The following is a 22,970-nucleotide window of genomic DNA, read 5'->3' on the forward strand; positions in this document are numbered from 1 at the left end:
TCAGATCCGGTTCATCCGGGCTGGAGATACGCTGTGGGGATCCGGGGCTGTACGGCCCGGATCCCCTGGCGCTTGTGGAGGACGGGTTGTTCGACGTCGGACTGGGCGAGATGGCCGTGCTCGTCGTGCTCGCACTAGTCATCTTCGGTGACAAGCTGCCCCAGGTCGCCGGCCAGGCGGGCCGGGCGCTGCGGCAGCTTCGGCAGATGGCCAACAGTGCCAAGGCCGATCTCCAGGACGGGCTCGGCCCGGAGTTCAAGGACTTCGACATCGCTGACCTCAACCCCAAGACCTTCGTCCGCAAACACCTCCTCGAAGACCCCGACGACGAGCCGGGCCACGCCAACGGCCAGGTCTTCGACGACGAGCCCTACGCGACGGTGGCCGGCGGCCTCGAATACGGCGAACGCCCGCCCTTCGACAACGAAGCCACCTAACCTTGAGTGACGGATTCAGCGCGACCAGAGGAAGTGAAGAGTGGCATCGGTGCAGACGCTCGAACTCCGGTTGACCGCGCTTGAAGCGAGGGGCGCCGACGTCGAGAATCACTTCGGCATGCAGCTCTACAAGATCCGGCGGGAGAGCGTCGCGACACAGCTCGACCTAGGCAAGATCATGCAGCACCTCGGGGTCGCCGAGGCGACGGAAGACGAGATCGACGAGGTTCTCGATTCCGAATGAGCCGCCGAACTTAGGAAGGGCCCGTCCCAGGTGGGGCGGGCCCTTCGTTTACGTGGGGTGGGTCACATCTTGTTCTTGGGGGTGATCCCTAGGGACATGCCGGAGAGGCCGCGGGAGCGGCCGCCGATCTTGTCGGCGATGGTGCGGAGCTCCTTGCCTGCCCCGGAGTCGGGGTCGGCCAGGACGAGGGGCTCGCCGTTGTCGCTGCCCTCGCGCAGCCGGGGGTCGATGGGGATCTGGCCCAGGAGGGGGACGCGGGTGCCCAGGGTCTGGGTGAGCGCGTCGGCGACGGTCTGGCCGCCGCCCGAGCCGAAGATCTCCTGGCGCTCGCCGCAGTGGGGGCAGGCGAGGTACGACATGTTCTCGATCACGCCGACGACCTGCTGGTGGGTCTGGGCGGCGATTGCGCCGGCGCGTTCGGCCACCTCGGCGGCGGCCTGCTGCGGGGTGGTGACGACCAGGATCTCGGCCGAGGGGAGCAGCTGCGCGACCGAGATCGCGATGTCGCCGGTGCCGGGCGGGAGGTCCATGAGCAGGACGTCGAGGTCGCCCCAGTAGACGTCGGCGAGGAACTGCTGGAGCGCCCGGTGCAGCATTGGGCCGCGCCACACGACGGGCTGGTTGCCGGCGGTGAACATGCCGACCGAGATCACCTTCACGTCATGCGCCGACGGCGGCATGATCATGTCTTCGACCTTGGTCGGCGGGTGCTCCACGCCCAGCATCCGCGGCACCGAGTGGCCGTAGATGTCGGCGTCGACCACGCCCACCTTGCGGCCCTGGGCGGCCAGCGCGGCGGCCAGGTTGACGGTGACGGAGGACTTGCCGACGCCGCCCTTGCCGCTGGCGACGGCGTAGACCTTGGTGAGGCTGCCCGGCTTGGCGAACGGGATCTCCTTGCCGGCGTCGCCGGGACGGAGCTTCTCGCGCAGCGCCTTGCGCTGCTCCTCGCTCATCACGTCCAGCTCGACCCGCACCGAGGTGACGCCGTCCAGCTTGCCGACGGCCTCGGTGACGCCGCTGGTCAGGGTGTCCTTCATCGGACAGCCGGCCACGGTCAGGAAGATGCCGACGTGCACCGAGCCGTCCGGCGCGATGTCGACGCTCTTGACCATGTCGAGCTCGGTGATGGGCTTACGGATCTCAGGATCGTTCACCGTGGCGAGCGCCGCGGTCACCTGCTCGGTCGTCAACTGGGAGGCCATGCCACCCATGGTATGAAGTCGGCGCGGATGCTTGTTAATCCGGGGTCGCAAACCCCCCGGGGGTGATCTTCGGATGGTCCGGCAGATGGTCCGGCGGAACGGGATGACCGGGGACGACACGGCTCCGGACGGCATCGCGCGGGCCCGCGAGGAGCCGTACGATCGGGGCGTGACACTGCCGTCCAGCACCATTTCGGCCGCCGAGCTGACCGTATGGCGCACCCTGCTCCGCGCCCAGGTCCAGATCTCCCGCCGCATCCAGGCCGACCTGCTGGCCGACCACGATCTCGCGCTCGCCTCGTACGACGTGCTCATGCATTTGGGCGAGGCCCCGGATGGCCGGCTGCGGATGAACGACCTCGCCGACCGGGTGCTGCTCTCCCGCAGTGGCCTCACCCGCCTGGTCGACCGGCTCCAGCGGGAGGGGCTGGTCTGCCGCGCGTCGTGCGACAGCGACGCGCGCGGGCTGTTCGCCGTGCTGACCCCGGCGGGCCGCGCCCGGCTCGCCGCGGCCACCCCGACCTACCAGCGAGGTGTACGCGAGTACGTGCTGAGCAGGCTCGACGAGGAAGACCTGCGCCAGTTCGGCCACATCCTGGACAAGCTCGCCGACGACCCGGTCGTGGCGGCTCCCGTCCTGTGACGGCGCCTGTCCTGTGACGGCGCCTGTCCTGTGACGGCGCCTGTCCTGTGACGGCGCCTGTCCTGTAACGGGCCCGTCCTCTTGTGGCCGGGGCTGTCAGAGGCTGTGGCTGGAGTTCTTGCCGTTGGAGTCGAGCTCTTTGAGCATCCCCTGAAGTTCCGAACGCAGGAAGTCGCGCGTGGCCACCTCGTTCAGCGCAAGACGGAGCGCGGCGACCTCGCGGGTGAGGTACTCGGTGTCGGAGATGCTCCGTTCGCCGCGCGCCCGGTCCTGCTCGTACTGCACCCGGTCGCGGTCGTCCTGCCGGTTCTGGGCGAGCAGGATCAGCGGCGCCGCGTACGACGCCTGCAGCGACAGCATCAGCGTCAGGAAGATGAACGGGTACGGATCGAACTTGAGCGGCGCCGGGGCCAGCAGGTTCCACAGGATCCAGACCGCGACGAAGACGGTCATGTAGACCAGGAACCGGGCGGTGCCGAGAAAGCGCGCGATGCGTTCCGACAGCCGGCCGAACGACTCGGGATCGTAGTGCGGCCGCGGCAGCACGGTCCGGCGGATCTCGCGTGGCTGCTCAAGACGGGACGGGCTCATGTGGTGCCCTCCGTGCCGTTCGGGGTCTCGATCTCATCGCGGACGACCGGGAACTCGCCGCTGCGGACCGCCTCCTCCTCGGGGTCGGCCGTCTCCTCGGCCGTGGCGTCCATCACGGTCTCCCGCCAGTCCTCGGGGAGCAGGTGGTCGAGCACGTCGTCGATCGTGACGGCGCCGAGGAGGTGCCCGTTCTCGTCCACCACTGCGCCCGCCACCAGGTTGTAGGTGGCGAGGAACGTCGCCACGGCCTCCAGCGTCATCGTCGGGCGCAGCGGGTCGAGCTCGCTGTCCACACTGCCACTGACCAGTGACGACGGCGGCTCGCGCAGCAGGCGCTGGAAGTGCACGGTGCCCAGGTAACGGCCGGTCGGGGTCTCGGTGGGCGGGCGGCACACGTACACCTGCGCGGCCAGCGCCGGGTTGAGGTCGGGGTTGCGGATCTGGGCCAGCGCGTCGGCCACGCTCGCGTCCGGCGACACGATCACCGGGTCGGTGGTCATCAGCCCGCCCGCCGTGTCGTCCTGGTACGTCAGCAGCCGCCGCACCGGCGCCGCCTCCTGCGGCTCCATCCGGGTCAGCAGCTGCTCGCGCTGGTCGGTGGGCAACTCGCCGAGCAGGTCGGCGGCGTCGTCCGGCCCCATGGCCTCCAGCACGTCGGCGGCGCGCTCGACCTCCAGCTTGCCGAGGATCTCGACCTGGTCGTCGTCGGGGAGTTCCTCCAGCACGTCGGCCAGCCGCTCGTCGTCGAGCGCCAGCGCGATCTCGGCGCGGCGCTTCTCCGGCAGGTCGTGCACGAAGTTGGCCAGGTCGGCGGGCTTCATCTTCTCGAACGCGGCGATCACGCCGGCGGCGCCCTGGCCGTGCTCGACGGCCGAGAAACCGGTCACCGCATCCCAGTCGACGACGAAGACCTCGCCGTGCCTGCGGCGCAGCCCGCGGCCGCCGCCGCGCCGCACCGCCACCTTGTTGACCAGCCAGTCCCTCGTCCGGGTCGGCTCCATGGCCACGTCCACCACGGACACGGCCTCGCCGGTCTCGGTCAGTTTCACCGTCCGGTCCAGCATCTCGGCGATGACCAGGGTCTCGGACTCGCGCTGCTGGAAGCGGCGCACGTTCAGCCGCCCGTTGAACACGATCGCGTCCGACTCGATGACCGTCACCCGGGTGATCGGCAGGAACACCGGCCGCCGTGGCTGTACCTCCACCACCAGGCCCAGGACGCGCGGCGGCTTGGCGCCCAGGCGGAGCGCGACCACCACGTCGCGGACACGGCCGACCTGGTCGCCCGCGGGGTCGAACACGGCGATTCCGGCGAGGCGGGCGATGAACACCCGGGTCGGGGATCCGCTCATGGGAGGCACACTACCCACGATCATGGGGTTGACCCGGACCTGGAGCGTGATCGACCTGCGGTTTGCGAGGGCCATGTCACATCCCGTGCGGCCGTCCCGTCGTAGGGAATGACCGGGAAACGGCCCGACCGCGGGCCGGAGCAGAAGGGAAGGCCGTCATGGCTCGCATCTCGCTGGACCCCCCGAGGACGCGCACCTACCGCCTCGGCGCGTGGCTCACCCGTAAGAAGTTCGGCAAGGAGCTCGACCCCGGCCGTGCGATGGGCCACCACATGGGGGTGTCGGCCGCGTACGGGATCCTCGAAGCCCAGGTGCTGCGCTGGAAGGCTCTGCCGCACCGGCTCAAGGATCTCGCCTGCATGGCCGCGGCGGTCAGGATCGGGTGCTCGTGGTGCGTGGACTTCGGCACCTGGGAGGCCAACATGCACGGGACGCCGCTGGAGAAGGTCGAGGCGGTGCCGCACTGGCGCGACAGCGAGCTGTTCGAGGAGGACGAGCGCCTGGTCCTGGAGTACGCGGAGGCCATGACCGCGGACCCGCCCGAGGTGACCGACGAGCTGACCGAGGCGCTGCGCCGGCACCTGACCGAGAAGCAGCTGGTCGAGCTCACCATGATCGTGGCACTGGAGAACCTGCGGTCGCGGTTCAACGCGGCGGCGGGCCTGACCGGCCAGGGCTTCAAGGAGATGTGCGAGGCCCCGGCCGGCCGTGCTGCCGCCCCGTCCCGGCACGACGCGTGAGGTGCGTGTGCTCGTGAAGGGCGGCGCGTGAGGGGCCCATGACCCCCTGGGCGCGACGCATGAGAAGCTCGTGTCCGTGAGCGACGTCGCGGCCGAGGTGTTCCAGGAACACCGGAACCTGCTGTTCGCGGTGGCCTACCGGATGCTGGGCACGGCGGCGGACGCCGAGGACGCGGTGCAGGATGCCTGGCTGAAATGGTCCGCCGCTGATCGTTCCGACGTGGCGGACCCGAAGGCGTACCTCATCCGGATCACGACCAACCTTGCTCTCGACCGGCTGCGGTCCGCGCAGGTGAAGCGCGAGACCTATGTCGGCCCGTGGCTGCCCGAGCCGATGCTGACCTCGCCGGACGTCGCCGAGGACGCGGAGCTGGCCGAGTCGGTGTCCATGGCGATGCTGGTGGTGCTGGAGACCCTGAGCCCGCTCGAGCGGGCCGCGTTCGTGCTGAAGGAGGTCTTCGGCTTCCCGTACGCGGAGATCGCCAAGGCGCTGGACCGGTCGGAGGCCTCCGTCCGGCAGCTCAGCATGCGCGCCCGCAAGCACGTCGAGGCGCGGCGGCCGCGGTTCGAGGCCGATCCGCGGGAGCGGCGCAAGGCCACCGAACGGTTCCTGGACGCGACCATGGGCGGCGACATCAACCGGCTCATGGAGATCCTCGCTCCGGACGTCGCACTGTGGACCGACGGCGGCGGCAAGGTCAGGGCAGCACTGCGGACGATCCACGGCGCCGCGAAGGTCGCACGCTGGCTCACCGCGGTCACGCACCAGCCCTACGCGGGCGTCGAGCCGCACGACATGCGGATCCGGACCGTGCTGCTGAACGGTGAGCACGCGCTGGTCATCGACGGGCCCGCCGGGCCGATCACGACCGTCTCGGTGGACATCGACGACCAGGGCAGGGTCCGGGCCATCCATCTCGTGGCCAACCCGGACAAGCTCCAAGCGGTCGCGGAGGGCCAGGAACTGCCTCTCTAGCGGGGGTGCTCCATCCACCATTCGGTGAACTCGGTGGCCCGGCCGTCCGGCGCGAAGCAGATCACCCACAGGTTGCTGTAGGTCTCGCCCAGCGCGGGATAATCGGTGCGGGCGCGGATGACGCCCAGCTCCGGCGTCTCGGTCACCGGCTCCCAGGTGAACGTGGCGGCGCCCGGCTCGTCGCGCTTGGCGAGCCAGCCCGCGACGATCTCCTCGTGCCCGCGGAACGGGGTGGCGTACGGCTCGGTGAAGAAGACGGCGTCCGGGGTGAACAAAGCCAGGATGTCGTCCGGATCATTGGACTCCCAGGCCCTGCGGTAGCCGCCGATCCAGGCGCTGAGCGTCATCGGTCGACCTTGCGCTTCTTACCCCCGAACATGCGCGGCGGCGGCCCGGCGGTCGTCGCCGGGGTCGGGACGGGCCGTACGTGCGCGTAGTCGCCGGAATAGCCGCCGGGGGCCTCTGTGATCTCGTCCGTCGGCGTGAGGCGGATGATGTAGGACTCGTCCGCCCACCGTTCGATCTGGCCCTCGTGGCTTGAGGCGTTGAGCCGGTCCTTGGCCAGCAGAGGCGCGACGGTGTCCCACAGCTCGGAGCCGGGCTCCACGGGCTCGCACGCCGCGACGAACGAGACGAGCCGGCCGCCCTTGTCCTTGCTCCGCAGCGTCACATGGATCCGGTCGGCCTCGGGCAGGCCGGGCAGCGGCTGTTCGCCCTCGCCGCCGGTGAGGACGTACGCGGCGCCTTCGTGCCACAGGTGCCAGGCCGCGCGCGGCTGTGACAGCCCCGGCAGCGCGAGCCACAGCAGCCCCGACTTCTTGGCCGCCTCCTCAACCAGCGCATCACCCATACCGCCAGCGTCTCACAACGCCGGCAGGAGGCGAACGCCGTGGCGGCACACCGGGTGGATAGCATCCGGGCCATGCGATCACGACGTACCACGCTGGCGGTTCCGGGCAGCAACCCGCGCTTCATCGAGAAGGCGCAGGGACTGGCGGCCGATGAGATCTTCCTGGATCTGGAGGACGCGGTGGCGCCCGCCGCCAAGGAGGACGCCCGCAAGAACGTGGTCGCCGCCCTCAACGAGGGGGACTGGACGGGCAAGGTCCGCGCCGTCCGAGTGAACGATCTTGAGACCGAGTGGACGTACCGGGACGTGATCGAGATCGTGGAGGGCGCCGGGGCCAACCTCGACTGCGTGATGTTGCCCAAGGTGCAGGATCCCTCCCACGTGCAGTGGCTCGACCGGCTGCTCACCCAGATCGAACGCGCGATGGGGCACGAAGTCGGCCGCATCGGCATCGAGGCCCAGATCGAGGACGCGCGCGGGATGGTCAACATCGACGCCATCGCGGCGTCCTCGCCCCGGCTGGAGACGCTCGTCTTCGGGCCGGGCGACTTCATGGCCTCGATCAACATGAGGACCCTGGTGGTGGGCGAGCAGCCGCCCGGGTACACCGAGGGCGATGCGTACCACTACATCCTCATGCGGATCCTGATGGCCGCCCGCGCCCATGACCTGCAGGCGATCGACGGGCCGTACTTCAACGTGCGCGACGTGGAGGCGTTCCGGCGGGTGGCGCAGCGTTCGGCCGCCCTGGGCTTCGACGGCAAGTGGGTGCTGCACCCGTCGCAGGTCGAGGCGGGCAACGAGGTGTTCTCGCCGGCGCAGGACGACTACGACCACGCCGAGCTCATTCTCGACGCGTACGAGTACTACACCACGGTGGAACGCCGCGGCGCCGCCATGCTGGGCGATGAGATGATCGATGAGGCGTCCCGGAAGATGGCCCTGGTCATCGCCGTGAAGGGCCGTGCCGCCGGGCTGGAACGGACGAAGACCTTTGAGCCACCGGCCTAGCCAGTCCGGTTCGCCGGTTTCGCCACGTACGATTTCAGGTACTGGAGGGCTCTACGAGGAGGTCGCGCGTGTCGGACCCGGCGGACGTCAACGGCTGGGCGCCGCCGGACTCGGGGACGGCGAGCCCGCCTCCTGACAGGGCACCGCGACAGCCTCCGTACCAGCCCACCGACCATCCCCAGCAGTACGGCCAGCCGTACGCAGGCCAGCCTCAGCCGTACGCGGAGCAGCCTCCGCCATATGCAGGCCAGTCTCAGCCGTACGGAACGCCCTATGGCGAGTTGCCACAGCCGTATGGCGGCCCCGTCTACCCGGGGTACGGCCCGCCGGTAAAGCGGCAATGGGCCGTTCCGCCGCCGGACGGGGTCAGGTACCACCAGGTCGCCCGGAACGCCGTGCACCGCTGGTGGCGGCCGCTGGTCGGCTCGGTATTGATCGTCATCGGCGCCCTGATCGCGATGATCGGGCTGATGGTCATCGGGGCGATCGCGTACTCGGTGATCAACGGCGGGGTGTACGAGCCGAGGGGCGACGAGCTGTTCGGCGACGACACGGCCGATCTGGCCTTCCAGCTCGGCTCCCTCGCCATTCTGCTGCCGCTGGTGCCGCTGGCGGCGTTCTGCGTGCAGCGCCGCCGCCCCGGCACGGTCTCCTCCGTCACGGGCAGGCTCCGCTGGAAGTGGCTGCTGGGATGCTGCGGCGTGGCGGTCGTCTTCTGCATCGTGTCGATCACCTTCTCGTGGGCGGCCTCCCTCGTCGTGACCGACCCCGATCCCGCCAAGACGCCGGAGAAGTGGGTCGGCTGGGACGACTTCCTGCTGCCCGCCGTGATCATCATCGTCCTGGTGCCGTTCCAGGCGGCGGCCGAGGAGTACATCTTCCGCGGCTGGCTGCTCCAGGCGATCGGCTCCTGGACGCTGGAGACCCGTACCGGCAAGATCGGCCGCGCGTTCAGCGTGGTCTTCCGCACGCCCTGGCCGGGCATCGTCGCCGGCGCGGCGCTGTTCACGGCAGGTCATGGCTATACGAGCTGGGGCGTTCTCGACGTCTTCCTCTTCGGCGCGATCGCGGGCTGGCTGGTGATCCGCACCGGCGGCCTGGAGGCGGCGATCGCCGTGCACGTCTTCAACAACCTGATCGCGTTCCTGCTCCCGGCCGCCATCGGCAAGCTGGACATCGAGCAGGGCTCGGTGCCGTGGCAGTACGTCGTGGCCGATGTGGCGCCGATGCTTCTCTACGCCGCGTTCATCGTCTGGATGGTCCGCCGGTTCAAGGTGCAGACCACCACCGTGAACCCGGCCGGGGAAACCGACCCGTCGCCGGTCACTCCCGAAGCGATCGGACGCTGAACGACTCGTACCGCACCGTCATCGTCGCCGTGGAACCCGCCTCCGAGATGGCGGCGGTTCCGCAGGCGCCCGCCCCGTGAGGCCGCGCCCGGTCGTCATAGGTGGCGACGAGGCGCCCGTTCACCCGCAGCCTCAACCGCGTGACCCCGTCCCCGAACCGGCACTCGGCCTCCATCCGGTTCTCCCCGCCGGTGATCCCGGGGGCCGCCTGGAGCGGCCGCAACTCCTGCCGCGCCCCGTTCTGGAGTTCCTTCACGATCCCAGCGGTGCGCGCGCTCGTGAGATAGAAGTCATACCGATTGGTCGCCTGCGTGACCGGGTTGCCCCCGCACCAGATGCCGTACGACCCGGCCCCGCCCTGCAGCCGTACCCGGGCCACCACCCGGACATCCCCCATCTCGTTCGCCTTGACCGGCGCCGTGGCGGCCATGCCCCGTTCGGGCGGCAACTGGTGCAGGTATCCGCCGTCGAAGTAACGGGCCACCCCGTCACTGTGCTCCCGCTCCAGCCATCCGCGCTTGGTGTCGAAGTCGTCGTCGAACGCGGCAGACGAACGCTCGTTGTCCGCAGAAACGAGATAGACGATCCCGACCACGATCAACGAGCAGATGACCGCCCCCAGCAAAAGCCACCCCACGACGCCCCGAGGCCCGAGTTCCTCGTCCCCCTCACGTTCAACCGGATCGAGCCTCGTCTCCTCACCAATCGCCAGAATCTTGGCCGCATGCTGGTCGTCAGACACGCCCTCGTCATGGTGTTCAGCCTCAGCCTCGCCCCCCTCCACGGGCTGAAGCTCGCCGCCCTCCACGGGCTGGTCAGCCGACGCGGGCTGGTCGTGCGGTGCGGGCTGGTCCTGCGGTGCGGGCTGGTCATGGGGCCGCGGGCGGGACAGGGGGTTGGGTTGGGCTTCGTGGGCTACCAGGACGTCGATCAGGTCGCGGGCGGTGGGGCGGCGGCCGGGGCGTTTGTCCATGGCCCGGTTGACGATGAGGGCGAGGCCGTCGGGGAGGCCGGTCAGGTCTGGGCGTTCGTGGACGAGGCAGTAGAAGACCTCGGGGCCGGTCGAGCGCCCGAACGGGGGATGACCGGTGGCGGCGAAGGCCACGACGGCGCCCCAGGAGAAGACGTCGGAGGCGTGGGTGACCCGCTCGCCGAGGGCCTGTTCGGGTGACATGAACGGGGGAGTGCCGATCGCGACGTCGCCCGTGATGGGGGTGGACTCCGCCAGGCGGGCCACGCCGAAGTCGATGACCTTGGGGCCCTCCGGGGAGAGGATCACGTTGCCCGGTTTGAGGTCGCGGTGGGTGACGCCCGCGCGGTGGATCGCGGTGAGGGCCACGGCGGTGCCGACGGCGACCGATTCGAGACGGGCCCCGGCAAGGGGCCCCTTCGACTTGACGGTCTGCCAGAGGGTGTCGCCCTCGACGTACTCGGTGACGATGTAGGCGAGGTCACCCTCGATGGCGGCGTCCAGCACCGGGGCGGTGCAGAACGGGGCGACCCGGCGGATCGCCTCGACCTCACGTTCGAAACGGATCTGGAAGCCGGACTGGGCCACCCAGCCGGGGTTCATCACCTTGACGGCGACGAACTCCCGGTCGGGGGCATGGGCGAGATAGACGACGCCCATGCCCCCTGCCCCGAGCCGCCGCACCACCTCGTAGGGACCCACCTGGGGCGGGTCGAAGGTCGCCAGTGAAGTGCTCCTTAGGGTTTGTCCGGGTCGGCGGGCGCGACCGGGAGCCGTCGGTTCCCGATCGTGATCGCGCCGGCGCCCGGATCGAGGACGGGGGCGGGGCGGGCCTGCCGGCCGTCGTTGACCAGCCCGACCTGGGCTCCGCTCGGCAGGATGATCCAGCCGCCGACGAGCTGCGCGCCCGCGGTCGTCCGGGCGGCCGCGCGGTACAGGCCGGACGGCGGCCTGACCACCGGGGCGCGGAAGCCCATCACGCGTTGCGCGGAGAGGCTGGCGGCGCCGATGACGGTGTCGCCCTGGACCGATCCGGTGAGGATTCCCTTCTTGCCCTGCAGGCGGATCAGGCCTTCGGGATAGACCTTTCCGCGCAGCCAGGCCTCCACGCTGCGCCCGTCGCAGACGTACGCGATCGCGTTGCTGCCCTTGACGGTCAGCGCCACGACGGCGCGGCTGCCGGACACTCTGGAGGCGAAGGTGGCGTTGGCCGATTGCGGGATCGGCGGGGGTGCGGGGGCCGCCGTGGTCGCCGTGAGAGGCGGCGGCGGTGATTCGCCCGGTTCCCGGTCCGAGGAGACCGTCCGGACGAGCACGGTGGTGCCGGTGATGATGAGGACCGCGAGGCCGGCGAGCAGCGCCAGGAGCGGTCCTGTCCTACGCATGGTTTCTCGACCCCTGATGTCGCGTTCGTTCCACGACACCAGCGATGCGATGGCGGCGCAAGACGCGGCGGTGGCCGGGACCGGGCGTGATCGCGTTGAACGTTGTGCGACGTCCGCCGCGTGCAGCCCTACAGAAGGCCCCAACTCCTGAGAGCGTCGAGCAGCCCGGGGACGGTGGGGAGGGAGTGCAGCTCGGCCGGTGTCACCCAGCGTGCGTCGGCCGCGTCGTCGCCCGCGCGGAGCGGCGTGGCGGCGGCAGGTGTCGCGGCGTAGTCGTGGATCTCGTACGTGACGCCGCCGGGCCCGGGCCTGTCCACCGTGCCGACCAGCGTTCCGACGGACACGTCCAGCCCCGTCTCCTCCTTGAGCTCGCGGGCCACCGCGGCGGCGTCGGACTCGCCCGGCTCGACCCGGCCTCCGGGGATCGTCCACAGACCTTCGCCCGGCGGGGTTCCCCGGCGCACGACGAGCAGCCGGCCGGCCTGATCGTGGACGATTCCCCCTACGCAGCGCACACGCATGCCCTCATTTTGTCTTCAGTTTGCCGTATCTACCAGCAAGAACTTGACGTGGTGAAATCTGCCGCGCACCCTTGGTACTCATGAGGGCGGAGCCCACCTGCCCGCGCTGCGGCGGACCATTGCACGCGCCGAACCTCTGGTCAAGCGACTGGAGCTGCGGCGTCCACGGCGTCGTCCTTCCCCGTCAGCCGGCCAAGAGACCCGGCCAGGAGGGGCTTGCCGCGGTCATGCGGGACATCAGGGTCCCGGTCTGGACACCATGGCCATTGCCGCTGGGCTGGCTCGTCACCGGGTTCCTGACGGTGGGTGACGAGCGGAGCGGGGTACGCGCCGCAGCGGTCGCCCTGTCCGGCCCCGGGCTGCTGTCTGGCCCGGCCGACATGCTCCTGGTCGCCGAGGAGCCGGGCATCGGGCTCGGTGCCTACTACGCCGGGCTGAGGAACGGCCCGGATCCCGGCACCGGTTTCGACAATGGCCCGCCGCACGTCAAACTCGAGGTGAGCGGGCCGACCGCGACCTGTGGGCATTCCGTGCCGTTGTGGGCGGTGTCGTCGGCCGAGTCCGATCGGGCGGTCTACGTCGGCGAGGCCCTGGCCAACTGGCTGTGGGTGGTGCTCTGGCCTGCGGACGCCGGCGTGCTGATGCTGGAGCGGCCTCACCTGCTCGATCTGCGCGAGCCCGGGATGGATCTCGATCTGCCGTTCGGGGCTTACAGCCCGCGTCTGGACGAGTAGTTCCGGGGCCGGTAGGAACGAGGCATGCGGATCGACCTGCACTGCCACAGCGACGTTTCGGACGGCACCCGTCCACCCGCGGAGGTCATGCGGCGCGCGCGGGAGGCGGGGCTGGACGTCGTGGCGCTCACCGATCACGACACGGTCGCGGGGTGGCAGGAGGCCGCCGATGCCGCGGTGGCCCTCCCTGACCCGCTGGAGTTCGTACCCGGCATAGAACTTTCCTGCAAGAAGAACGGAGACAGCCTGCACCTCCTGGGATACCTCTTCGACCCGGAGGAGCCAGAGCTGGCCGCCGAGCTGGCGCGCATCCGGGACGACCGCGTGATCCGGGCCGAACGCATGGTGGAACGCCTCCAGCAGCTCGGCGTCGACATCACCTGGGCGCAGGTCCGGGATCTGGCCGGTGGCGAGTCGGTCGGCAGGCCTCATATCGCCCGCGCGATGGTCGCCGCGGGCGTGGTCCCGACGGTCGACGACGCGTTCACCGAACGCTGGATCGCGGCCGGCGGCCGGGCCCACGTGGACAGGTACGCGCTGGACCCGGCCCGCGCCGTCCGCCTCCTGAACCAGGCCGGGGGAGTCACGGTCCTGGCGCATCCGCGGGCACGGAAACGCGGATACGTCTTCGGCGACGAGGTGATCGAGGAACTCGCCGCCGCGGGGCTGCGCGGGGTCGAGGTCGATCACCCCGATCACACGCCCGCCGACCGGGCGCGGCTCCGTGACCTGGCCGGAGGCCTCGGCCTGGCGGTGACCGGCGCCAGCGACGACCACGGCGCGCTGACCGGCGACCGGCTCGGCCGCGAGACCACCGCGCCCGCCGCGTACCGGGCGATGATCTCCGAGCGGCTCCCTGCGGACCGCTGCGCGCGGTAGGGTGCGGAACGTGGACGCGCGCATCGAGACCGTGGTGACGTCGGGGAAGACGACCCTGGACGGCACCGAGTACGACGTCGAGAACAACACCTACATCGTCGGTGATGACGACGGGGTCATCGTGATCGACCCGGGCTTCGACTCCGAGGCCATCCTCAAGGAGGTCGGCGACCGCGAGGTCATGGCCGTCATCTGCACCGACGGCAACGAGCACCACCTCATGTCGGCGCTGGAAGTGGCCGCCGCGGGCGAGGAGGACGAGGAGTACTGGGCGCCGGTCGCGCTGCACCGCTCCGATCGCCTGCTCTGGCGTGACTACTTCGGCCGCCTCGCCAAGGACGAGGAGGACGAGGCGGACGCCAAGGCGCTGCGGTCCCTCGAACCCGACATCTGGCTCGAGGACGGCGGCACCTTCGAGATCGGCGGTGCCCAGCTGGAGATCATGCACACCCCGGGCAACACCCCGGGCAGTGTCAGCATCATCAGCGAGCAGCTGGGCGTGCTCTTCTCCGGCGACACCCTGCACCGCGGCCGTCCCGGCTCGATCGGCGGCGCCTACGAGGACCTGCGCAAGCAGCTCAACTCGATCGGCGCCATGCTCACCCCGCTGCCCAAGGACCTTCGCGTCCTGCCGGCCCAGGGCGAGGAGACCACGGTCGGCGAGGAGGACGCCCGCTGGGAGAGCTGGGGCGCGCTGGCCACCGAACGCGACGAGGACTGACCCGGTACAGACAGGGCCCGGTACAGACAGGGCCGCACACCGACGTTCGGGGACCGACGTGACCGCCGAGCAACTCGGCTTCGAAGGCATGCCGCGACGGCTCTATACCTGCACGCCCTCGCGGCTGAACACCTGGCTCGACTGCCCCCGGCGGTACCGGATGACCTATCTGGACCGTCCGGCGCCGCCCAAGGGCCCGCCGTGGGCCCACAACAGCGTGGGCGCCAGCGTGCACAACGCCCTGGCGGCGTGGTGGCGCCTCCCTGTCCACGAGCGGACGCCCGCCATGGCGGGCGTCCTCCTCATCCGGGGCTGGCTCACCGAGGGCTTCCGCGACCCGTCGCAATCGGCCCAGTGGCGCGAGCGTGCCCGCGAGATGGTCGAACGCTACGCCGCGGGCCTGGACCCGGCCGACGAACCCCTGGGCGTCGAACGCACGGTGGCCACCCGCACAGATCGCATAGCGCTGTCGGGCCGCATCGACCGCCTGGACGCCCGCGGCTCCGAACTCGTCGTGGTCGACTACAAGACCGGCCGCCACATTCTCACCCCCGACGACGCCCGTGGCTCGCTGGCTCTGGCGGTCTATGCCGTGGCGGCCTCCCGCGTCCTGCGCCGGCCCTGCCGCCGCGTGGAGCTGCACCACCTGCCCACCGGCGAGGTGGCCGTCTGGGAGCACACCGACGAGTCCCTCGCCCGCCACATCCGCCGCGCCGAGCAGATCGCCGCCGAGGCGTCCGCCGCGGACGAGGCGTACAAAACCAAGATCCCCCGCCCCCGCCAGGGCGAAGCCGTAGACCACACCCCGTACGACGAGGTCTTCCCGCCCAGACCGAGCAATCTCTGCGCCTGGTGCGACTACGCCCGCCACTGCCCCGAAGGCCGCGCCGCCGCCCCCAAGAAAGACCCCTGGGCTGCTGTACTTATTGATTCCACGACCTGACCCGCTCGCCTGGCGGCTCGCTTCACGACCCGATAACGCGCTCGCGTGCGGGCTGGGCCAGGCGGCTGCGGAGAGCGGAACGTCGATTGAAACCATGCAGCCGGGTGGGAGGTCATTTTGTGGAAGTGACAGGCCAGCGGCGGGGGTCTCTTAGGCCGTAGAGACCTCTGCTCACGTCGTAGCCTTCGGCGGCCAGGCGGTGGCGGGCGCGTTCGAGCATGTCGCGGGTGGGCTTCATGAAGGCGTAGTCGTGCAGGCGCTCAGGGACGGTGCTCAGGGCCGTGCGGAAGGATCGCAGGGCGGCCGTCACGGCGGGCTGGGGGATTTCGGGGAGCGCGCCGTACATCTGGCGCGCCCAGTCCGGCAGCGAGTAGTAGCAGAGCGCGCCGAACGGGAAGTAGCCGGGCTTGCCGGGTGTCAGGAACTTCAGGTTGTCCGGCATGGTCGGCCACATCAGGAACTTCACCGTCGCCGCTGCCTCGTCCGTGACGCGGAGATGCGGGCGCATGGAGGCGAAGTAGTCCTCCATCTCGGCCACGCTGCCGGGCACGTCCTCGGCGTGGAGGCCTACGTACGTGGCGGTGTGGCGTTGCTCCTCCAGGTAGCGGTCGGCCATCGCGTCGGTCAGCGGCAGTCCGGACCTGCGAGTGATCTCCAGGTAGGAGTAGACCTCGGCGCAGTGCACCCACCGCAGCAGCTCGGGCTGGTCGAGAGGTTCCTTCTTGCCGGTGTCGTGGTTGAGGATGCGCAGGCTGCGATGGATGCCGCGGACCTTGGCGGCCAGCTCGTCGATCTCCTCGTGACTGCCGAACGTGGCCATGCCCACGAAGTCGGCGGTGCGCTGGAGGCGTCCGAGCGGGTCCTCCTGGAAGTCGGAGTTCTGCCAGACGCCCCACATCGCCATGGGGTGCAGGGCCTGCAGCATGAGGCTGCGGACTCCGCCGATCCACATGGACCGGTCGATGTGGACACGCCAGGTGACGCTCTCGGGCGGTGCGACGGTTGCCGACATTCCTCACCTCGCAATGTGAGACAAACTGGAGTAAGTGTGTCATTACATTGCGAGGTGTGCACCGTGACCACGATCACGTCAGAAGACGCGGCGTTCCGCCTGATTCCAGAAGTCGGTGAGGGCGCTCGCCGTGGTCTCCGGGGCCTCCACGGCGGGTGAGTGGGCCGCGCTGGGGATCACGACCTTGGCGGCGTCGAGGCGTTCGGCCATGGTGGCCTGGACGCGGGGGTCCCAGACGTCGTCGTCCTCTCCGTACAGCACCAGGACCGGCACGCCCGCGTCCTCGGTGGCCTTGGCCAGCTCGTCGACCCGGTCAGGGGCGGAGAGGAGCTCGCCCGCCATGCCGATCAGCCCCTGCGGGCAGTTGCCCAGGGTGCGGGCCTCCAGGAACGCGAGGATCTCCTTGGGAACGCCGCGAGCCACCGCGTCCGGGCCGATGCTCACGGCCCAGATCTGGGCGAGGCCGAGCTCCGGGATGGCGTCCCGGAGCGCCTGGGCCTTGGCCGCGGCCGGGCCGGTGACGCCACCTGGGCCCGAGCTCATCAGCGTGTACGAGACAGGCCGGATCCGCCCGGAGATCAGTGGTTCACGGGTGACGAGGCCGCCGAACGAATGGCCGACGAGGTGCACGGGGTCGGGGCCCAGGGCCTCGGCCAGCGCCGCGATGTCCTCGCCCAGGGCCGTCCGGGTGTAGACGGTGGGATCGTCCGGGTTGCCCTTGCTCTCGTACTGGCCGCGCATGTCGACGGCCACGACGCGGCGGCCGGCCCGGGCGAGCGTCTCCAGGACCGAGATGAAGTCCTCTTTGCTGCCGGTGAAGCCTGGGACGAGCAACGCCGGACAACGTTCGGCCACTCCGGAGCCAGGCAGCGCCTCAAGCGCGGCGAACGCGCCGCGCGAGGTCTCGACAAAGGTCCGCCGTACGCCGGAGGGCAGTTTCAGGAACCGGGGGGTGCTCATCGTTACCCGGCCCCCTCACTGGACTCTGCCGGGGAATCGGACAGGCTCAGGAACCGGGGCTTGCTCACAGGGGGCCAGGGTACTAAATACGCAGGCCTGGACACCGGTAAAGGTTCTTTGGTGGTAGCGTCACGATCATGGTGACGGCGATCTCCGCGCACCGCCGGGACGAGGCGGGGCGCGCCGGCCTCCACGAGGCGGTGGCCTCCGGCGCCGAGTACGTCGAGATCGACGTCCGCCGCACCGGGGACGGCGAGCTGGTCGTCCATCACGATCCGGACGTGGGCGGGCAGCGGCTGAGCCGCCTCCCGTTCGAGCGGCTCGCCGATCTGGCCGGGCGGCCGGTGCCCCGGGTGTCGGAGGCCCTGGAGATCATCGCGGCGGGCGGGGTCAAGGGGCATCTCGATCTGAAGGAACGCGGCTGCGAGGCCGAGATGGTCGAGCTGGCGCTGGAGGCGTTCGGCCCGGACGACTTCGTGGTGACCACCCGGGACGCCGCCTCACTCAGCTCGATCAAGAAGGTGTACCCCCAGGTCACGGCCGCGCTGTCGATCGGGCGCAGCTGGTGGGAGTACGGCGTGGTGAACGATCTCGCGCCGATCCGGCGGATCAGGCAGAGCGGCGCCGACATGGTCGCCCTCAATTTCCGGCTGGCCCGGATCGGGGTGCTGGGCCAGTGCGCCCGCGCCGGATTCCCGGCCATGATCTGGACGGTGAACGCCGCGCCCCTGATGCGCCGCTTCCTGGGTGACACGCGGGTGGCCGTGCTGATCACCGACCATCCCCGCCACGCCCTGGCCCTCCGCGCGGACGCCTGACTCGAAACGCCTGACTCAAACCCCTGACGACTCGGATGCGCCGGTCAGTCAGCCTTCCAAAGTGAGCAGTTGCGCGTGCAGGTCTCGGAGATCTGCTGCATGGAGGTCGAACGTGTCGTCCGGACCAGGCGGGTCGCCGTCAGGGCGAGGCACATACGCCGTGCGCATCCCCGCGGCGGCGGCCGCTCGCAGATCCCACGCGTGAGCAGCCACCTTGAACGGCGGGCCTGATCCGGCGGGCACGCTCGCCATCGCCAGCTTGTAGATCCCCGGATCCGGCTTGTAGGTGCCCGCGTCCTCGCCGGAGAGCACCTGGTGCCACCGCAGCCCGGATCTGCCACTGAGCCCGGCAAGGACACGGCGGCTGGCGTTCGACAGGCCGAGCACCATGACGTCGGCAGCCAGGAGGTCAAGGCCGTCAACAGTGTCCGGCCAAGGCTGCAGCCACTCGGATGCATCGGTGAGGCCGGCGAGCGCATCGGGTGGCAGAAGACCCTCGCCGACCAGCCAGTTCAGGGCTTCGGCATCCAGTTCATGGCTGGGGGCGAACGCGCGGCGGCCGTCGATGATCGCGCGCTCCTGCGCGGAGACGTGGTCGATCCATTGACGGACGACGTTCGCCGCGGCCTCGCTCTCGATCCCGGCCACCACGGATACGCGGTGTGCCAGGCTCCCAGCGTGATCCACCAGGGTGCCCAGGACGTCGAAGACAACGACCAGCGGGTTCGTACCCTTCCGCGCCTGTTCCATGATCACATCGTAGCCATGCCCGTCAGACTTCCTTGATCGTCCAACTGGACCGGGACGGTCGGTCGGGCGGACAGGCCGGGGCGGCGTGACCGGCGCCAGGGGCGAGAAAACAGAACAACTGCAAGATCACGGCTCTGGATGGGCGTGATCTTGCAGCTGTCAGGTCGGCCGGGCCGGCGTCAGGCCGACTTGGCCTCCGCGGTCTCGGCGGTGGTGGCCTCGGCCACCGGCGCGCCGTTGCGGGTGCGCCGGCGCGAGCGGGTCCGGGTGCGGGCGGGCTTGTCGCCGTGCGCGGGCTTGTCGCCCTCCGCGGTGCCGGACTCGACCTGCTTGACGTCGTCGACGGGCTTGCCGGCGCGCGTGCGGGTGCGGGAACGGTTGCGCCGCGGTCGGCGGGTCCGCTCGCCTTCGTCGGCGTGATCACGGTCCCGGCCGCCCCGCTCGCGGGAGCGGGTCTTGCCGGTCTCGCCGATGTCCTCGAGCTCCTCGGCGGCCAGGCCGGCGCGCTCACCGCGCTGCTCCTTGGGCAGCTTGCCCTTGGTGCCGGCCGGGATGCCCAGCGCCGCGAAGAAGTGCTCCGAGGTGGAGTAGGTCTCCTCCGGCGCGGCGAACGGCAGGTCGAGGGTGCTGTTGATCAGCTTCCACCGGGTCAGGTCGGCCCAGTCGATCAGCGTGACCGAGACGCCCTCCTTGCCCGCGCGGCCGGTGCGGCCGATGCGGTGCACGTAGGTGTCGGCGCTGTCGGGGCACTCGAAGTTGACCACGTGCGTGACGTCGTCGACATCGAGCCCGCGGGCCGCCACGTCGGTGGCCACCAGCACGTCGATCTTGCCGTTGCGGAACGCGCGGAGCGCGCGCTCGCGCTGACCCTGGCCGAGATCGCCGTGCACGGCCGCGGCGTCGAAGCCGCGCTGGACCAGGTCGGACGCGACCCGGTCGCAGGCCCGCTTGGTCTGGCAGAAGACCATGGTCAGCCCACGGCCCTCGGCCTGGAGCAGACGGGCCACCATCTCCGGCTTGTCCATCTGGTGGGCCTGGAAGACGTGCTGCGCGACCTGCGGAGTGGCCTCCGACTCGGCGTGCGACTCGGCGCGGACGTTGGTCGGCCGGGTGAGGTACTTGCGGGACAGGGCCACGATCTCGCCCGGCATGGTGGCCGAGAACATCATGGTCTGGCGCTGCGCCGGGACCCGCTCGATGATGCGCTCGATGTCGGGCAGGAAGCCCAGGTCGAGCATGCGGTCGGCCTCGTCCAGCACCAGCACGCCGACCTCGGAGAGGTTGAGGTGCTTCTGCTTGACCAGGTCGAGCAGCCGACCGGGCGTGCCGACGACGACGTCGACGCCCTCGCGGAGCGCGTCGATCTGGGGCTCGTACGCGCGGCCGCCGTAGACCGACAGCACGCGGGTGCCGAGCTTGCCGCCGGCGACCAGGAGGTCGTCGGTGACCTGAAGGGCCAGCTCACGGGTGGGCGCAACCACCAGGGCCTGGGGCCTCTTGCCGCCGTGCGTGATCCGCTGCAGCAGCGCGACGCCGAAGGCCAGGGTCTTGCCGGTGCCCGTACGGGCCTGTCCGATGATGTCGTGGCCGCCCAGCGCAATCGGCAGGGCGAGCTCTTGGATGGGGAACGCTTCCACGATGCCCTCGGTCTCGAGCGCATCGGCTATCTCGGGTACGACCCCGAGTTCACGAAAGGTAGTCAGGGCTTTCAGCCTCCATAGTGCGGGGTCCTCGCTCCCGGTGGCGGCGCTGCTCCTGGCCCGCCTCCGCCGGTATCCGGTCGTTCGCCGGTCTCCGGTGGTTCGGGCCGCCTAGGGACACGATCCGTACCGGCAGGGCCCCATCCGTTGGGGCGGACCCGCCGGTCGCTTCTCGTGGCCGCGCGCTCGCGCGGGAGGGACCAGCCGTCAATCAATTCTTCGGCGACCGCAGTCAGGGGTTGAAAGCAGTCACATTGCGTGGCTGCGTGCGGTCACACTCCGCGACGCAGTGTACCGGCCGTTGAATCCATACACCAATAGCCGATCACTGGTCTCAACGGTTCCCACATCCGATCTATTCCATGCGCTGCGCTGGCTACCCATGCCGGCGGGCGGGCAACCCTCTCTGATCGTCCGCATGCGGCCACGGATCCTGCCATCCTGGGGAGCCGGAATTGTGTGGGATGCGTGGTCCCCAGGGCGGAGGTACGGACGGATGCGCGCGGGTTTGAAGGGCGTCGTGGCCCTGGCGGCTGTGACCCTCACGGTGGCCGGAGCCGCCGGATGCTCGTCTTCGGACGACAAGGGGGGCGGCGACCCGGTGAAGGGCACCATCGTCCTCACCGACAACTCCGCGTTCGCCGACAAGCTGGTGAAGTTCAAGGACGCCGAGTACGTGAAGATCGCGGGGCTGCCCGACCAGGCGGCCGCCAAGACGGTCAACGGCGCGCTGCGCGGCCCGCTCGACTGGTCGGTCACGTGGGCGTCCGCCACCCTGCTGCCCGAGCAGCGCACCGAGTGCAAGGGCCGGTCGAGCGTCATCCAGACCAAGGTCCGGCTGGGCCTGCGCAAGGGAGAGATCATCTCGGCCGCCAACAACATCCAGATGATCCCCTGTTACGAGGGGGAGGGTGCGTTGCCGAACGTTCCGGTGACCGTGGACGTCAAGGCGGGCAAGGCGCTCACGGCCGAGGACGTCTTCGACTCCAAGACCTTGGAGAAGAAGGGGCTGAAGAAGCTCTGGGATGCGCTCTCGGGTCCCAAGGACGACTGGAAGGACTGCGAGCTCGACGACATCCAGAAGAAGGACTTCTCTCCGGGCAAGCGGGACGGCGACCCGATCGAGTCGCCCGCCCCCGCCGGGGTCCTGTTCACCGAGCAGGGCATGGAGCTGATCTGGTCGACGACGGGCACCAGCTGCAACAACTTCACGTTCACCGCGCCGTACGACAAGGTGAAGGACATGATCAACAAGGACCTGTACCCGCGGCTGCTGGCGGGTGCGGCCGCCAAGTGACCTGGCAGGTCGAAGGCTTCACCGAACTCCGTGAGCTGGGCAGGGGCGGCCAGGGCAGGGTGGTGCTCGCCCGGCACGACACCGCGGGCACGCCGGTCGCGATCAAGTACCTGGACCGGCGGGCGGGCGATCAGCGGGAGCTGGAACGGCTGCGCGGCGAGGCCGTGATGCTCGGCCGGGTCACCGATCCGCACGTGGTCCGGCTCTACCGCTTCGTCATGAACGACTCCGGCGCCGCCCTGGTGATGGAGGCGGTGAACGGGGTCTCGCTGCGGGAGATCCTCAAGGAACACCAGGCCCTGGAGCCCGAGGCGGCGCTGAGCGTCCTCAAGGGCTCCCTGCTGGGGCTCGCGGCGGCCCACGGCGTTGGAGTCGTCCACCGCGACTACAAGCCTGCGAACGTCGTCGTCCAGCCGGACGGCCTCAGCAAGCTCATCGACTTCGGGATCGCGGCGTCGGCGGGAGACGGCGCGACGGGCGGCACGCCCGCCTACATGGCGCCCGAGCAGTGGCGCGGCGGGACCGCGACACCGGCCACCGACGTCTATGCCGCGACGTGCGTGTTCTTCGAGTGCGTCACGGGCCGCCGGCCCTATCTCGGGGAGGGGCTCGCCACCCAGCACCGGGAGGCGCCGATCCCCGTGGAGGACGTCCCGGATGGGCTGCGCGGACTGCTGGCCAGGGGCATGGCCAAAACGCCGGAGGAGCGCCCGCCGGGCGCCGCGGCGTTCCTGAGTGAGCTGGAGGCGGCCGCGAACGCCGCGTACGGTCCCGGCTGGGAGGGCCGGGGCATCCGGGCCCTCGCGGTGGCCGCCGTCGCGCTGGCGGCGCTCCTGCCGCTGAGCGCGGCCGTCCTCGGTTCCGGTGCGGCGGGCGGCGCCG

26 protein-coding genes are annotated in these 22,970 nt (G+C 70.3%); 14 read left to right on the plus strand and 12 right to left on the minus strand.

What is annotated here, in order from left to right; translation table 11 throughout:
* Positions 1-86: 86 nt before the first annotated feature.
* Both F8566_RS42405 and F8566_RS42410 read left to right on the plus strand, forming a co-directional pair.
* Entirely contained in the window at positions 87-437 is a 351-nt protein-coding gene (locus tag F8566_RS42405; RefSeq protein ID WP_151568836.1) for a sec-independent translocase, read from the plus strand.
* Between the two features lie 49 nt (positions 438-486).
* The gene (locus F8566_RS42410; RefSeq protein ID WP_151568762.1) at positions 487-681 is read left to right on the plus strand and encodes a hypothetical protein; all 195 of its coding nucleotides are present in this window, start codon (positions 487-489) and stop codon (positions 679-681) included.
* A gap of 62 nt (positions 682-743) precedes the next feature.
* Here the strand turns inward: F8566_RS42410 and F8566_RS42415 are convergent, their stop codons facing one another.
* Positions 744-1,886 (minus strand): Mrp/NBP35 family ATP-binding protein, encoded by a 1,143-nt coding sequence (locus F8566_RS42415; protein ID WP_225994022.1) that lies wholly within the window; start codon positions 1,884-1,886, stop codon positions 744-746.
* 73 nt (positions 1,887-1,959) lie between these two features.
* Between F8566_RS42415 and F8566_RS42420 the strand changes: the two genes are divergently transcribed.
* Positions 1,960-2,529: a MarR family winged helix-turn-helix transcriptional regulator gene (locus F8566_RS42420; protein ID WP_225994023.1), complete on the plus strand. Its 570-nt coding sequence runs from the start codon at positions 1,960-1,962 to the stop codon at positions 2,527-2,529.
* A 96-nt stretch (positions 2,530-2,625) separates the two neighbouring features.
* Here F8566_RS42420 and F8566_RS42425 read toward each other — a convergent pair whose 3' ends face one another.
* Positions 2,626-3,120 (minus strand): DUF1003 domain-containing protein, encoded by a 495-nt coding sequence (locus F8566_RS42425; protein WP_151568766.1) that lies wholly within the window; start codon positions 3,118-3,120, stop codon positions 2,626-2,628.
* Positions 3,117-4,472 carry a magnesium transporter MgtE N-terminal domain-containing protein gene (locus tag F8566_RS42430; protein ID WP_151568768.1) on the minus strand — a complete coding sequence of 452 codons (1,356 nt, stop codon included), beginning with the start codon at positions 4,470-4,472 and terminating at the stop codon, positions 3,117-3,119. Before F8566_RS42430 ends, F8566_RS42425 begins: the two co-directional genes overlap by 4 nt.
* A 158-nt stretch (positions 4,473-4,630) precedes the next feature.
* On the opposite strand from F8566_RS42430, the gene F8566_RS42435 reads away from it, so the two are divergent.
* Both F8566_RS42435 and F8566_RS42440 read left to right on the plus strand, forming a co-directional pair.
* A complete protein-coding gene (locus tag F8566_RS42435) occupies positions 4,631-5,212 on the plus strand; it encodes a carboxymuconolactone decarboxylase family protein (protein WP_151568770.1) in 582 nt (193 codons plus the stop codon).
* 76 nt (positions 5,213-5,288) lie between these two features.
* Positions 5,289-6,188, plus strand: coding sequence for an RNA polymerase sigma-70 factor (locus F8566_RS42440; RefSeq protein WP_151568772.1), 900 nt, complete (start codon positions 5,289-5,291; stop codon positions 6,186-6,188).
* Here the strand turns inward: F8566_RS42440 and F8566_RS42445 are convergent.
* Together F8566_RS42445 and F8566_RS42450 are read right to left on the minus strand one after the other, a co-directional pair.
* Positions 6,185-6,535: a nuclear transport factor 2 family protein gene (locus F8566_RS42445; protein WP_151568774.1), complete on the minus strand. Its 351-nt coding sequence runs from the start codon at positions 6,533-6,535 to the stop codon at positions 6,185-6,187. The two genes, F8566_RS42440 and F8566_RS42445, sit on opposite strands and share 4 nt — an antisense overlap.
* Positions 6,532-7,038, minus strand: a complete 507-nt coding sequence (locus F8566_RS42450; protein ID WP_151568776.1) for a hypothetical protein — start codon at positions 7,036-7,038, stop codon at positions 6,532-6,534. The genes F8566_RS42445 and F8566_RS42450 overlap by 4 nt, the downstream gene beginning before the upstream one ends.
* Positions 7,039-7,110: 72 nt before the next feature.
* On the opposite strand from F8566_RS42450, the gene F8566_RS42455 reads away from it, so the two are divergent.
* On the plus strand, positions 7,111-8,049 hold the full coding sequence (locus F8566_RS42455) for an HpcH/HpaI aldolase/citrate lyase family protein (RefSeq protein ID WP_151568778.1): 939 nt from the start codon (positions 7,111-7,113) through the stop codon (positions 8,047-8,049).
* A 68-nt stretch (positions 8,050-8,117) separates the two neighbouring features.
* Entirely contained in the window at positions 8,118-9,398 is a 1,281-nt protein-coding gene (locus F8566_RS42460; protein ID WP_151568780.1) for a CPBP family glutamic-type intramembrane protease, read from the plus strand.
* On the opposite strand, the gene F8566_RS42465 is transcribed toward F8566_RS42460, so the two are convergent.
* The 3 genes from F8566_RS42465 to F8566_RS42475 form a co-directional block, all read right to left on the minus strand.
* Entirely contained in the window at positions 9,373-11,070 is a 1,698-nt protein-coding gene (locus tag F8566_RS42465) for a serine/threonine-protein kinase (protein WP_151568782.1), read from the minus strand. The two genes, F8566_RS42460 and F8566_RS42465, sit on opposite strands and share 26 nt — an antisense overlap.
* Before the next feature lie 35 nt (positions 11,071-11,105).
* Complete coding sequence (locus F8566_RS42470) at positions 11,106-11,753, minus strand: hypothetical protein (RefSeq protein ID WP_151568784.1); 648 nt, start codon at positions 11,751-11,753, stop codon at positions 11,106-11,108.
* 128 nt (positions 11,754-11,881) lie between these two features.
* Positions 11,882-12,274 carry an NUDIX hydrolase gene (locus F8566_RS42475; RefSeq protein ID WP_151568787.1) on the minus strand — a complete coding sequence of 131 codons (393 nt, stop codon included), beginning with the start codon at positions 12,272-12,274 and terminating at the stop codon, positions 11,882-11,884.
* Between the two features lie 80 nt (positions 12,275-12,354).
* Here F8566_RS42475 and F8566_RS42480 point away from each other — a divergent pair, with 80 nt between their 5' ends.
* Genes F8566_RS42480 through F8566_RS42495 form a run of 4 tightly spaced genes read left to right on the plus strand, consistent with a single transcriptional unit; the run spans position 12,355 to position 15,551 of the window.
* Positions 12,355-13,008, plus strand: a complete 654-nt coding sequence (locus tag F8566_RS42480) for a DUF6758 family protein (RefSeq protein ID WP_151568789.1) — start codon at positions 12,355-12,357, stop codon at positions 13,006-13,008.
* A gap of 24 nt (positions 13,009-13,032) precedes the next feature.
* Positions 13,033-13,887 (plus strand): PHP domain-containing protein, encoded by an 855-nt coding sequence (locus F8566_RS42485; protein WP_151568791.1) that lies wholly within the window; start codon positions 13,033-13,035, stop codon positions 13,885-13,887.
* 10 nt (positions 13,888-13,897) lie between these two features.
* Positions 13,898-14,608: an MBL fold metallo-hydrolase gene (locus F8566_RS42490; protein WP_151568793.1), complete on the plus strand. Its 711-nt coding sequence runs from the start codon at positions 13,898-13,900 to the stop codon at positions 14,606-14,608.
* A 58-nt stretch (positions 14,609-14,666) separates the two neighbouring features.
* A complete protein-coding gene (locus F8566_RS42495; protein WP_225994025.1) occupies positions 14,667-15,551 on the plus strand; it encodes a RecB family exonuclease in 885 nt (294 codons plus the stop codon).
* 112 nt (positions 15,552-15,663) lie between these two features.
* On the opposite strand, the gene F8566_RS42500 is transcribed toward F8566_RS42495, so the two are convergent.
* Positions 15,664-16,563: an oxygenase MpaB family protein gene (locus tag F8566_RS42500; protein ID WP_151568795.1), complete on the minus strand. Its 900-nt coding sequence runs from the start codon at positions 16,561-16,563 to the stop codon at positions 15,664-15,666.
* Positions 16,564-16,641: 78 nt separating this feature from the next.
* A complete protein-coding gene (locus F8566_RS42505) occupies positions 16,642-17,523 on the minus strand; it encodes an alpha/beta fold hydrolase (protein ID WP_151568797.1) in 882 nt (293 codons plus the stop codon).
* A gap of 137 nt (positions 17,524-17,660) precedes the next feature.
* On the opposite strand from F8566_RS42505, the gene F8566_RS42510 reads away from it, so the two are divergent.
* Complete coding sequence (locus tag F8566_RS42510; protein ID WP_151568799.1) at positions 17,661-18,341, plus strand: glycerophosphodiester phosphodiesterase; 681 nt, start codon at positions 17,661-17,663, stop codon at positions 18,339-18,341.
* A gap of 48 nt (positions 18,342-18,389) precedes the next feature.
* On the opposite strand, the gene F8566_RS42515 is transcribed toward F8566_RS42510, so the two are convergent.
* Together F8566_RS42515 and F8566_RS42520 are read right to left on the minus strand one after the other, a co-directional pair.
* On the minus strand, positions 18,390-19,091 hold the full coding sequence (locus F8566_RS42515; protein WP_151568801.1) for an HAD-IA family hydrolase: 702 nt from the start codon (positions 19,089-19,091) through the stop codon (positions 18,390-18,392).
* Between the two features lie 179 nt (positions 19,092-19,270).
* Positions 19,271-20,728 carry a DEAD/DEAH box helicase gene (locus F8566_RS42520; RefSeq protein WP_151568803.1) on the minus strand — a complete coding sequence of 486 codons (1,458 nt, stop codon included), beginning with the start codon at positions 20,726-20,728 and terminating at the stop codon, positions 19,271-19,273.
* A 559-nt stretch (positions 20,729-21,287) separates the two neighbouring features.
* Between F8566_RS42520 and F8566_RS51920 the strand changes: the two genes are divergently transcribed.
* Together F8566_RS51920 and F8566_RS51925 are read left to right on the plus strand one after the other, a co-directional pair.
* Positions 21,288-22,088, plus strand: coding sequence for a hypothetical protein (locus F8566_RS51920; RefSeq protein ID WP_225994026.1), 801 nt, complete (start codon positions 21,288-21,290; stop codon positions 22,086-22,088).
* A partial coding sequence (locus tag F8566_RS51925) for a serine/threonine-protein kinase (protein WP_225994027.1) occupies positions 22,085-22,970 on the plus strand: 886 nt, incomplete at its 3' end. The genes F8566_RS51920 and F8566_RS51925, both read left to right, overlap by 4 nt.

The sequence above is a fragment of the Actinomadura rudentiformis genome, from assembly GCF_008923185.1.
Lineage (GTDB): Bacteria > Actinomycetota > Actinomycetes > Streptosporangiales > Streptosporangiaceae > Spirillospora > Spirillospora rudentiformis.